The following is an 11,768-nucleotide window of genomic DNA, read 5'->3' on the forward strand; positions in this document are numbered from 1 at the left end:
GCCGGCAGATTTACAGTCTGCTCCCTTTGGCCACTCGGGAACCCCTCCAGGGTGTTTTTTCCTAACTCATAATGGATAGGCTAAAGAGATGTTTTTCCCAACGCATCTCTCAAGTGCGGAGCGCATCATAGCAAACACGTTAAACCTGTAAAGGGTTTTTCTTATGGTTTTGTGTTAAATGCTGCCTTTTTGGGCAAAGATGGCGAAAAGTACGCATATTGCTCGTGAAGTGAACATCTGTATTAAGATTTACGTACTGATAGGTAACACCTTGAGGTAATTAGCTTTCTGTATCGCGTTTGGTTCGTGTCATTCGTCATGAAACGTCAATTGAATTTAACTTAGATTTACACTTCTTGACGTTACAGCATTCATCAGTTGATAGAATACGGTTAATTTCATTTATAGATAATAATACCAATCGTAGTAAATAATTGGTCACCCTAGCTGGTTAAAACGCTCGATAACTGCGTTAAGATTTTTGATTGTAGAATAACTACTTATCGAAAACCTCTGCCTTGTTCTCAAGTCTTTTCCCTGCGCTATTTCTGACCACTTACCTACTGTGATTGGTATAAACCTTACTTGCAGACCATTATTATGAAGCATAAAACTGTTTTAACCCTGCTTAGCTTGTCTATCATTATGGCGTCTCCAGCCGTACTAGCTAAACGTATGGGCCCTAGCACGGTCACTGTTGTTACCGAGCAAGTTGATATTCACCAAGTTAGTCAGTCTCTTTCTTTGGTCGGTAAGTTGGAAGCCGAGCAATCTGTAATGATCACTTCCGAAGTGGCTGGCAGAGTGAACTCTATTAACATCAAAGCCAATCAAGATGTCACCAAAGGGCAGATGTTGGTTCAACTCGATGACGACAAAGCAAAAGCTGCAGTTGCAGAAGCACAAGCATATTTAAAAGATGAAAAGCGTAAGCTTGCGGAATTTCAACGACTAGTGAAACGTAACGCGATCACTCAAACTGAAATTGACGCTCAGAAAACTAACGTAGAGATCGCTAATGCTCGCCTAGCTGCCGCTAACGCTAACCTGAAAGATCTACATATCAGTGCACCTTTCTCTGGTACGGTCGGTTTTATTGACTTTAGCCGCGGCAAAATGGTGACATCGGGTACAGAGCTCGTGACGTTAGATGACTTGTCTGTGATGCAGTTAGATCTTCAGATTCCTGAGCGCTACCTTTCTAAACTGTCTAAAGGTATGACAGTAACGGCTCGCACCAGTGCGTGGGGCGATACTCAGTTCACGGGTACTGTGGTGGGTATTGATTCTCGTATTAACGCCGAAACTTTGAACCTTCGAGTTCGAATCCACTTCGATAACAACAATGATTACCTAAAACCGGGCATGTTAGTGGCGGCTGATATGGACTTCCCACCAGTAGAAGCCCCAATAATTCCAGTTCAAGCGCTTGAGTATTCAGGCACTAAGCGTTTCGTTTATGTTATTGGCGAAGATAACAAAGCGACTCGTACCGAAGTATTCCTCGGGGCTCGTCTTGATAACGAAGTCGTGATCGAAAAAGGCATCGAGATTGGTCAGAAGATCGTAGTGCAAGGTATCGTGAACATGCGTGACGGTGTTTTGGTTCAAGAACTTGCCGTTAATCGCCCAGCTAAACTTGACGGCGATACAGCTAATCTTGATGGCAACAAAGCTAAACTTGATGAAAATACAGCAGCACAAGAAGGCGCTAACTAATGTTGTTATCTGATGTTTCTGTGAAGAGACCAGTAGCGGCTGTTGTATTGAGCCTGCTTTTGGTTGTGTTTGGTATTGTCTCTTTCAATAAGCTCGCAGTTCGTGAAATGCCCGATATTGAAAGCCCGGTGGTATCGATCAGTACTCGTTATGAAGGTGCATCTGCCACCATCATTGAAAGCCAAATTACCTCCAACCTTGAAGACCAGTTATCCGGTATCAGTGGTATCGATGAAATCGAATCTACGACACGAAACGGATCGTCACGAATCACCATCACCTTTGAACTTGGTTATGACCTCAATACCGGTGTCAGTGATGTGCGTGATGCGGTAGCGCGTGCTCAGCGTTCGTTGCCAGATGAAGCCGATGACCCGATTGTTTACAAAAACAATGGTAGTGGTGAAGCGTCGGTTTACATCAATTTAAGCTCAACTGAGATGGATCGAACGCAGTTAACCGACTACACCGAACGTGTGTTGATTGACCGCTTTAGTTTGATCTCTGGTGTGAGCTCGGTGGATATTTCTGGCGGTTTGTACAAAGTCATGTACGTGAAGCTGAAACCCGCGTTAATGGCGGGTCGTGGTGTTACCGCCTCTGATATTACACAAGCCCTACGTAACGAGAACATTGAAAGCCCGGGTGGCGAAGTGCGTAACGATGCGATTGTGATGTCGGTTCGTACTGCTCGTTCATATACTGAAGCCAAAGATTTCGAATACTTAGTGGTGAAACGTGCCTCTGATAACACACCTATCTACTTGAAAGATGTGGCGGATGTTTACATTGGCGCAGAAAACGAGAACTCGACTTTTAAGAGTGACGGCGTTGTTAACGTAAGTATGGGCATTGTGCCTCAGTCTGATGCCAACCCACTTGAGGTGGCTGACTTAGTCCATAAAGAAGTCGAAGCGATTCAAAAGTTCTTGCCTGACGGAACTCGTCTAGCGGTGGACTATGACTCCACTGTCTTTATCGACCGTTCGATCTCAGAGGTTTACAGCACACTCTTTATTACGGGTGGTTTGGTTATCCTCGTGCTTTACGTCTTCATTGGCCAAGCGCGTGCAACGCTGATTCCAGCCGTGACGGTTCCTGTGTCGCTAATCTCATCGTTTATTGCGGCGTACTACTTTGGCTTCTCTATTAACCTCATCACCTTGATGGCACTTATCCTGTCTATCGGTTTAGTGGTCGATGATGCGATTGTGGTGGTTGAGAATATTTTCCACCACATTGAACGTGGCGAATCACCATTGCTTGCGGCTTACAAAGGGACACGTGAAGTAGGCTTTGCGGTAATCGCAACCACGCTAGTACTGGTCATGGTGTTCCTACCAATCTCGTTTATGGACGGTATGGTAGGCCTTCTGTTTACTGAGTTCTCGGTACTGTTAGCGATGTCGGTGATTTTCTCATCTGTCATAGCATTGACCTTGACGCCGGTTCTGGGCAGCAAGATTTTAAAAGCGAACGTGAAACCTAATCGCTTCAATCAATTTGTTGAACGTGTGTTTGGTAGGTTAGAAGCTGGATACAAATCGGTATTGCGCCGTGCTCTAAACTGGCGTTGGGCAGCTCCAATCATCATTATTGCGTGTATGGGCGGTAGTTATGGTTTGATGCAACAAGTGCCGTCGCAACTGACGCCACAAGAAGACCGTGGTGTTATCTTTGCGTTTGTTCGTGGTGCCGATGCAACCAGTTACAACCGTATGTCTGCCAACATGGACATCGTTGAAGAACGCCTAATGCCGCTGCTTGGTCAAGGCTTCTTGAAGTCATTCAGTATTCAATCACCAGCGTTTGGTGGTAATGCGGGCGACCAAACGGGCTTCGTTATCATGATCCTGGAAGATTGGGACGAACGTGGAGAAACAGCACAACAAGCCTTGGGCGAGGTACGTAAGTCTTTAACGGGTATTCCTGATGTACGTGTGTTCCCGTTCATGCCAGGCTTCCGTGGTGGTTCGAGTGAGCCTGTGCAATTTGTACTGGGTGGCTCTGATTACTCTGAGCTTCAGAAATGGGGCGAACTGTTAAAGCAAGCCGCTGAAGACTCGCCAATGATGGAAGGTGCGGACATCGATTACTCTGAGAAAACACCAGAGCTGTTGGTAACCGTAGATAAGCAACGTGCAGCCGAGCTAGGTGTGAGTGTTTCGGACATTTCGGACACGTTAGAAATCATGCTGGGCGGTAAGAGTGAAACGACGTTCGTTGAACGTGGTGAAGAGTACGACGTTTACCTGCGTGGCGATGAAAACAGCTTTAACAATGCGAATGACTTAAGCCAAATCTACATGCGAACTCAGTCTGGTGAATTGGTGACACTCGATACTCTAACGCATATTGAAGAAGTAGCGTCTTCGATTCGTTTGTCGCACTACAACAAACAGAAATCGGTGACCATCAAAGCGAACCTAATGGAAGGTTACACGCTGGGCGATGCTTTGGATTTCCTTGATGAACAAGCGATTGAGCAGCTACCGGGTGATATTTCAGTAAGCTACTCAGGCGAGTCTAAAGATTTTAAAGAAAACCAATCGAGTATCTTAGTGGTGTTCGCGCTAGCGATGTTGGTCGCGTACTTGGTACTTGCGGCGCAGTTTGAGAGCTTCATTAACCCGCTGGTGGTGATGTTCACCGTACCTATGGGTATCTTTGGTGGTTTCTTAGGTTTGGTGTTGATGAATCAAGGGCTCAATGTCTACAGCCAGATTGGTATGATCATGTTGATCGGTATGGTAACCAAAAACGGTATCTTGATCGTAGAGTTTGCTAACCAACTTCGTGACCGTGGCATTGAGTTTGAAAAGGCGATCATTGATGCTTCGGCTCGACGTTTACGTCCAATCTTGATGACGGCGTTCACCACACTAGCCGGTGCAATCCCATTGATTACTTCAACGGGCGCAGGCTATGAAAGCCGAGTAGCAGTGGGTACGGTTATCTTCTTCGGTATGGGCTTTGCAACTTTGGTTACTCTGTTCGTAATCCCTGCGATGTATCGACTGATTTCTGGCTCAACACGTTCTCCAGGTCATGTGGAAGCGGTTCTAAATAAAGAGCTCAGTCATGATAACGTGGGAAGAAGCAGTCACGGTTAATGAACACGCACGGCCAATGAACACGTACGCTTAATGAGCACGGAATAGTGTAACAATATTGAAAAGCCTGCGTTTGCTCCTAGCGAATGGCAGGCTTTTTTTGTATAACAAGCAGAGCTCAATGAATTAATACAATAAATCGAATAAAGGAAAGTAAAGTGGCTGAATTTAAATACAAAGATCTTTCTCAAGAAGAACAAGATAAGCTAGATGCAGCAACCTTTCGTCGTCTGCTAGCACACTTAGACAATAATAAGGATGTGCAGAACATCGACCTGATGATCTTAGCGGGCTTCTGCCGTAACTGTTTCAGCAAGTGGTATAAAGCAGAAGCTGAACAACAAGGCTTAGACTTGGATATCGATGACGCTCGTGAGCGCGTATATGGCATGACTTACGATGAGTGGAAACAAAACCATCAACCAAAAGCGACGCCTGAACAACTAGCGGCATTTGAAGCGAAGCAGAAGCCAGAGTAATTTGTTCTCGTTAGTGATTGATTAACAGAACAAACAAAAAAGAGCCCATCAAGGGCTCTTTTTAATTTTGGCGCAGGTGCTTACTCTGTGGTTAAGCCAACTCACCTGTTTGCGAGAAAGCTTCTAACTTCGCCGCGTACGGTTGTAGGTCACCAATGTTGTTGTTCACCCACTCGTCGTTGAAGTAAGTGTCTAGGTAACGTTCACCGCTGTCACATAGCAAAGTCACAATAGAACCTGTCTCACCGCGTGCTTTCATCTCGCTTGCCAGTTGAAGCACACCGTACATGTTTGTACCCGTAGATGCGCCAACCTTGCGGCCAAGAATGTCAGATAACCAATGTGTGGTTGCGATACTTGCTGCGTCTGGGATTTTACGCATTTCGTCAACCACGCCAGGAATAAAGCTTGGTTCTGCTCGTGGGCGACCAATGCCCTCAATCTTGCTGAATGTACTGCCTTTCACGTTCGCATTGCCGGTTTGGAAGTATTCGTGGAATACAGAGTTCTCAGGGTCCACAACACAAAGCTTGGTTTCATGCTGTTGGTAGCGAATGAAACGGCCAATCGTCGCTGAAGTACCGCCAGTACCTGGGCTCATTACTACCCAAGCTGGAACTGGGTGATCTTCCATCTGCATTTGATTGAAAATCGAGTTCGCGATGTTGTTGTTACCACGCCAGTCGGTTGCGCGCTCAGCGTAAGTAAATTGATCCATGTAGTGACCATTCAATTCTTCTGCTAAACGGCGAGACTCATCGTAAATTTCATCTGAGCGGTCAACAAGATGCGCTTGGCCGCCGTAGAATTCAATCTGCTCAATCTTCTTCTTCGCTGTGCATTTTGGCATTACCGCAATAAACGGTAGGCCCAGTAGGCGAGCAAAGTACGCTTCAGATACCGCAGTACTGCCCGATGAAGATTCAATGATTGTTGTTTCTGGGCCAACCCAACCGTTACAGATAGCGTATAAGAACAGAGAACGCGCTAAACGGTGCTTTAAAGAGCCTGTAGGGTGTGTGCTTTCATCTTTAAGGTAAACATCAATGCCTTCGATACTTGGTAGATCGAGCTTGATAAGGTGCGTATCCGCTGAGCGTTGGTAGTCCGCTTCAATTTTACGAATCGCGTTGTTAATCCATTGATGGTCAGTGCACATAAGCGTTCTCCTGATCGAGTGTAGGAATTCTTTGTAATTGGTATGGTTCTAATTTATCTATAATCCGAGAGAAAAACTTTGCCATATTTGCTTTGTTTTGCTTAAATTGTAGAAAATTATTCTCTTTAAATGCGATTTGGTGAAAGTGTGATAGATGCCGTAGATAAAAAAATATTAGGGTTACTGCAAGAAGACAGCACCCTGTCATTAAACGATATTTCTGAAGCGGTCAATCTCACTACAACGCCTTGTTGGAAAAGGCTTAAGCGCCTCGAAGAGAACGGTATTATTGAGAAAAGAGTCGCACTGCTGAACCCGGAAAAACTGGATCTTTCCTTTACTGCGTTCGTATTGGTGAAAACCAGTGATCATTCTCATGAGTGGTATGGTCGATTTGTGAATACTGTGTCGGAATTTCCAGAAGTGATGGAGTTCTATCGCATGGCTGGCGAATATGATTATATGATGAAGGTTCAGGTTAAAGACATGAAGTGCTTTGATGATTTCTATAAGCGCTTGGTGAATAGCATTGATGGTATCTCTAATGTGACCTCGACGTTTGCGATGGAACCATTGAAGTACACGACAGCATTGCCGCTTTAAGTTACGCCTAGTAATAGATTAACTATCGTTTCAGTTTAACTATCTTCTCAGTTTAGATCTCGCCTCTGCGATAAAGAAAAGGATTATTCATGTTTGCAAAAGTATCTACCGCTATCCAGCTAGTATTGACGGTCGCCATTTTTTACTTGGGTTACACCATCTACTCGTTTACCAATAAAGTCGGTGAAATCGTTGATACTTATCCGCAAGTTATCGAAGACATTTCGGGCCTCACGAAAGGGCTCAAAGTAGAAGAGCTATTAGCGCTTGCTGAACATGTCAGCGATCTTGCTCCTCAGGTGTTAAACACTGTCGAAGAAGTTAGAAAGACGATCGATGACGTGAATCAAACCGTAGCCTCGGTCGACAACAAAATCCCTGCGATTTTAGATGAAGTCAAAAATGTTCGAACGGAAGTCGAGCAGGTAAGAACCGATGTTATTCCTCCAACATTAACGGAATTAAAGAGATACCGCGTAGACGTAATGCCACCAATGCTCGCTGAAAGTAAGTCTTACCGCGAACAGACTATTCCTGTCATCGTCACTGAATCTGAAATGCTACGAGCGGAAGTCCCAGGTATTTTGGCACAAGCTAACTTGTTAGCTGATAAGAGTAAAGAGCTCGCTCAGGGAGCCGCAGAGGGCGCGGTGAAAGGCTTGTGTTATCGCCATTTAACCTACTGCGTGACGCAGGTGATGGCATTAAAACACGAGTACAGAGCGAGTTTGAGCCAACGTTAGAAGTTGAGTAGGTTTTATTGATTTTTATGTGACGGGTTTTCTCAAGCGTCATTAAAGAAAGAGGCTAGGTATTAAACCTAGCCTCTTTTTGTTTGTGCGTATTTGGGGCTTGTAAGAAGCGTTTATTCGCTATTTATTTGAGCGCTATTTAGTAAAACGCATCACACCTTCTTGTACTGCTGTCGCTACCAGTTCACCTTTCTGGTTGAAGATCTCGCCGCGCACTAGGCCGCGAGTGTTCGCCGCCGTTGGGCTTTCAATCGCATAAAGCAGCCATTCATCCATTTTGAATGGGCGGTGGAACCAGATTGAATGGTCAATCGTTGCTACTTGGAAATTTGGCGTCATGATAGAGACTTCATGCGGGTGAAGCGCCGTCACCAAGAATCCCCAGTCCGAAGCGTAAGCAAGCAGGTATTGGTGAATCAATTGGTTGTCTGGCATCGCGCCATTCGCTCTTACCCAGAGATACTGTTTCGCTTCCGTCTTCTTAGGTTTCAGTGGGTTTACCACGGTCACCGGGCGCATCTCAATCGGCTTTTCGCCACAGAAGGTTTTGCGCAGCTTCTCTGGTAAGAATTCCGCGATGTGGCTCGCTAACTCAGTTTCTGAGGCGAAGTTTTCTGGTCCAGGAATATCAGGCATTGAAATCTGGTGTTCAAACCCTGGCGCATCGCCATGATAAGAAGCCGTGAGATAGAAAATAGGGCGGCCATTTTGAATCGCTTTTACACGGCGCGTGCTAAAGCTGCGTCCATCTCGTAGGTTCTCAACATCGTAAATGATTGGCTTTTCAGGATCGCCGGGAAACAGAAAATAACTGTGGAACGAGTGGACACTACGGTCGTCTTGAACGGTATAACGAGCAGCAGAAAGTGCTTGTCCCAATACCTGACCGCCGTATACCTGTGGTAGGCCTAGGTTCTCACTTTGCCCACGGAATAAACCTTCTTCCAGTTTTTCTAGCTGAAGTAAACTTAGTAATTCTTGTAAAGGTTGACTCATCGCCAGCATTCCTCTTCGTAAAATGGGTGTCAGATTATGGTGTTAATCATTTAGCTTAGTCAGATATCTGTCAATAAATCATAGGGTTTCAAGACAGAATATGAAAGCTCTCTTATAATTGGTGAGTAGATTTGCCGAGTCCGGCAAACATGTTGAGAGAAATTGAATATGAAAAAGGCTCTAATTCTTATTACGTCTTTAGTATCGTTTGGCCTACTTGTTGGTTGCCAAGCAACATCAGAAACGAACGCTTCTCAAGAAGTGGTTGCAGAGAACACTCAAGTGATTTCAGGAACAGTAAGCTACCGTGAAAGAATTGCATTGCCAGAGAATGCAGTAGTTACCGTTACGCTAGAAGATATCTCACTGGCTGACGCACCATCGACGGTTATCGCAACTCAAGAGTTCACCACAGACGGTAAGCAAGTACCGTTCGCATTCGAGCTAAGCTACGACAACGACAAAATTAAAGCTAACCACCGTTACAACATGCGCGCATCGATTCATGTTGACGGCAAACTGCGTTTCACTACTGACACGATTAAGTCAGTAATTACTGATGTAGAAAATACACAGCAAGCAGACCTAAGTTTGGTTGGTGTTCGTTAATCAGAAATCGATGCCACTGTTAAGGCATCTTGATTGGCTTAACTTAGCCAGTTGAATCAGCGATTAGTGGCAGCTCTAGGGCTGCCATTTGTATATTCTGAGTTTAACTTTTCCTGCATCACTCACCTCAACCCCTTCTTTAACCAAATGCTGCTTTTGTCGGTCGAACGAATCACCCTTTAAAGATATTTCACCCTTGCTGTTTATCACTCGATACCAAGGCAGTTTGCTACCTTCTGGCAGGTTACCCAGCGCTTTACCAACATGGCGCGCATAGCCCGGAAATCCTGAAAAACGTGCTATGTCTCCATAAGTTGTTACTTTCCCATATGGAATTTGGTGAATCACAGCAAAGATTTGGCTCAAAAATTGGTCCATACTAAATGTTCCTAGTTCATTAATACCACGGATCGGTAGAAGGAGAGGGCTATGGTATTTACAACGTTTCAGTTCTTGATCACCACATTATTAGCGGTTGTTTGCGCGAGAGCAATCAGTTTAAGTGAGGGAGATATCCCGGTGCTTGCAATGGTCATTCCTGCATTATGGATTTTACCGCAGGGAGGCATAGCAGGATTAGCTTTGCTTGTTTCCATGACCACTTATGGTCTAACCCTTCCTTTGCAGCCTATCACGCTGTCTGTCAGTGCGTGGGTACTGTTCCCGCTATTGATGGTGGTCTTCTCAAGACGCAGTAGTTTGTCTGTCGTGATTATTTCCGGCTTAATTGTGACTACTTTGCAGGTCGGGATCATGGTCACGCAATCAGCAGGCAAGCTTGAAGGCGTCCCGTGGGTTACCACACTTCAAACCTTATCAATCATCGTGATTTGGTGGGCGGCAAATCACCTTAAGCCAGCCAGCCGACACAGCTGGTGGTCATTAGGCTTAATACTTCCGTTATGGATAGCCGATTTACCTTATGCCGCTTTGGTTGCCTTGTGTTTAACGGGCATCATGGCATCGATGGAAACGCTGACGCGCTTAAAAACCTTCCGCTGGAATAAACTACTGTGTTGGACACTGCCAACGGTCGGTTTTGCGGCTCTGGTAATTACCCCAAGCATCGAAGTACCAAGCCCAGTCTTTGTGGTGTGGTTGTGTCTATTAGGTACCGCGTGGATGACAGACTACATCATTCGCACAGAAGATAACGAAGACATCGATATCTAGTACTCCAGCAATCCAAACCTTCCAAATGCAGGTAAATGGTGAATTTACCTGCGATTTTCTAGTGGTTTGAATAAAGGATAAGCACTTAGACCGCAATTGTTCAAAAATAGGGTGGAAGGGCTTGCAATGGTTGCTGTGATGCTTAATAATCCAATCACTCTTTGAGGCAAGCCTCTTAGAAAACGAATCTATGGGGGCCTGGTCCTCCCGCAACAATAGCTCGTGAACTCGGTCAGGCCTGGAAGGGAGCAGCCGCAGCGAGTGACTTGTGTGCCGGGATGTGGCTGGGTTCCCACCCCTTATGAAGCCTGCAATATATGTTCGCATAAATTGCAGGCTTCTTTTCTTATTTGCATCTTAAGTCTTCATGGTCTACTTTTTGTTGTAGGTTTACAACAAAGTGCTTGTGCTATGTACGACCAAACCAAAAAATCATCAGCTGTTCACAACATTTGTAAATTCATGAGTTTGAAAAATGACTCAGTTGTTCGAACAATGTCCATGCTTGAGTATGATTTTTGTTTTCATGCTGAATACAATCCTCAAATAGTTAGATATGAATCTCAGCCACATGGGTTTGAGTACTACTTCAATGGGCGCTACTGCCGCTACACGCCAGACTTCCAGCTTTTCGATAGCATAGATACGCCTTCTCTGATTGAAGTAAAGCATTCAAGTCAGATCCTTAAACCAGATTTTCGATCAAGGTTTAAAGAAAAGCAGCTTGTCGCTCAAGCTGAGTATGGAAAAAAACTTATCTTAGTGACCGAGAAGCAGATTCGAACAGGTTTTCTACTTAGTAACCTTAAATTACTCCATGGCTATTCAGGGATTCGTACAATCACTGACATTCAAAAACATGTGCTTCAGTTTGTTCAAGCTAATAGAAGCGTGACCCTTCATCATCTTTCACACCAACTTAAAATTTCTCCAGATGAAACACTAACAGCAGCTTTGTGCTGGCTATCTTCAGGTGAAATACAAACAGATTTTAATCAGAAAAAATTTGATTTAGAAAATTCTGTTTGGTGCTAGTCAATGAGTGATGATGATCTCTTTGGTTTTAGTGATGAATTTAATAGCTTCGACAATGATGTAGCTGATGATAAAATGATCTGCTCCAGTAAGACTGGACACCGCATTAAGCGACATATTGTTTTTCAAA

General features: G+C 44.7%; 10 protein-coding genes, 1 other RNA gene and 1 pseudogene. 9 read left to right on the forward strand and 3 right to left on the reverse strand.

From position 1 onward, the window contains the following. Positions 1 to 600 precede the first annotated feature (600 nt). The 3 genes from ACED59_RS23225 (at position 601) to ACED59_RS23235 (ending at position 5,311) form a co-directional block, all read left to right on the forward strand. Positions 601 to 1,719, forward strand: coding sequence for an efflux RND transporter periplasmic adaptor subunit (locus ACED59_RS23225; protein WP_032499958.1), 1,119 nt, complete (start codon positions 601 to 603; stop codon positions 1,717 to 1,719). Beyond that, positions 1,719 to 4,832, forward strand: coding sequence for a vibriobactin export RND transporter permease subunit VexH (gene vexH / locus ACED59_RS23230; RefSeq protein WP_017098793.1), 3,114 nt, complete (start codon positions 1,719 to 1,721; stop codon positions 4,830 to 4,832). The genes ACED59_RS23225 and vexH overlap by 1 nt, the downstream gene beginning before the upstream one ends. A gap of 158 nt (positions 4,833 to 4,990) precedes the next feature. Then, on the forward strand, positions 4,991 to 5,311 hold the full coding sequence (locus tag ACED59_RS23235; protein WP_004736423.1) for a DUF1244 domain-containing protein: 321 nt from the start codon (positions 4,991 to 4,993) through the stop codon (positions 5,309 to 5,311). 91 nt (positions 5,312 to 5,402) lie between these two features. Here the strand turns inward: ACED59_RS23235 and ACED59_RS23240 are convergent, their stop codons facing one another. After that, positions 5,403 to 6,470 carry a PLP-dependent cysteine synthase family protein gene (locus ACED59_RS23240; protein WP_017098794.1) on the reverse strand — a complete coding sequence of 356 codons (1,068 nt, stop codon included), beginning with the start codon at positions 6,468 to 6,470 and terminating at the stop codon, positions 5,403 to 5,405. Between the two features lie 129 nt (positions 6,471 to 6,599). Here ACED59_RS23240 and ACED59_RS23245 point away from each other — a divergent pair, with 129 nt between their 5' ends. Both ACED59_RS23245 and ACED59_RS23250 read left to right on the forward strand, forming a co-directional pair. Next, positions 6,600 to 7,073: an Lrp/AsnC family transcriptional regulator gene (locus ACED59_RS23245; protein ID WP_017062025.1), complete on the forward strand. Its 474-nt coding sequence runs from the start codon at positions 6,600 to 6,602 to the stop codon at positions 7,071 to 7,073. 89 nt (positions 7,074 to 7,162) lie between these two features. Further along, positions 7,163 to 7,827: pseudogene (locus tag ACED59_RS23250) on the forward strand (hypothetical protein). Between the two features lie 133 nt (positions 7,828 to 7,960). Here the strand turns inward: ACED59_RS23250 and tesB are convergent. Continuing rightward, positions 7,961 to 8,821 carry an acyl-CoA thioesterase II gene (gene tesB, locus ACED59_RS23255; protein ID WP_029224039.1) on the reverse strand — a complete coding sequence of 287 codons (861 nt, stop codon included), beginning with the start codon at positions 8,819 to 8,821 and terminating at the stop codon, positions 7,961 to 7,963. A 168-nt stretch (positions 8,822 to 8,989) separates the two neighbouring features. On the opposite strand from tesB, the gene ACED59_RS23260 reads away from it, so the two are divergent. Beyond that, positions 8,990 to 9,430: a YbaY family lipoprotein gene (locus ACED59_RS23260; RefSeq protein WP_029224040.1), complete on the forward strand. Its 441-nt coding sequence runs from the start codon at positions 8,990 to 8,992 to the stop codon at positions 9,428 to 9,430. Between the two features lie 75 nt (positions 9,431 to 9,505). Here the strand turns inward: ACED59_RS23260 and ACED59_RS23265 are convergent, their stop codons facing one another. Next, positions 9,506 to 9,808: an MGMT family protein gene (locus ACED59_RS23265; RefSeq protein WP_017098798.1), complete on the reverse strand. Its 303-nt coding sequence runs from the start codon at positions 9,806 to 9,808 to the stop codon at positions 9,506 to 9,508. Between the two features lie 51 nt (positions 9,809 to 9,859). On the opposite strand from ACED59_RS23265, the gene ACED59_RS23270 reads away from it, so the two are divergent. The 3 genes from ACED59_RS23270 to ACED59_RS23280 all read left to right on the forward strand — a co-directional run bounded on the left by ACED59_RS23270 (position 9,860) and on the right by ACED59_RS23280 (position 11,638). Then, positions 9,860 to 10,603: a hypothetical protein gene (locus ACED59_RS23270; RefSeq protein ID WP_017098799.1), complete on the forward strand. Its 744-nt coding sequence runs from the start codon at positions 9,860 to 9,862 to the stop codon at positions 10,601 to 10,603. Between the two features lie 196 nt (positions 10,604 to 10,799). Then, positions 10,800 to 10,896, forward strand: an RNA gene (gene ffs / locus ACED59_RS23275) — signal recognition particle sRNA small type. A gap of 118 nt (positions 10,897 to 11,014) precedes the next feature. Beyond that, the gene (locus ACED59_RS23280; RefSeq protein WP_017098800.1) at positions 11,015 to 11,638 is read left to right on the forward strand and encodes a TnsA endonuclease N-terminal domain-containing protein; all 624 of its coding nucleotides are present in this window, start codon (positions 11,015 to 11,017) and stop codon (positions 11,636 to 11,638) included. Positions 11,639 to 11,768 lie beyond the last annotated feature (130 nt).

The organism is Vibrio sp. FF266 (assembly GCF_041439695.1).
In the GTDB taxonomy this organism is placed as follows: Bacteria; Pseudomonadota; Gammaproteobacteria; order Enterobacterales; family Vibrionaceae; genus Vibrio; species Vibrio tasmaniensis_A.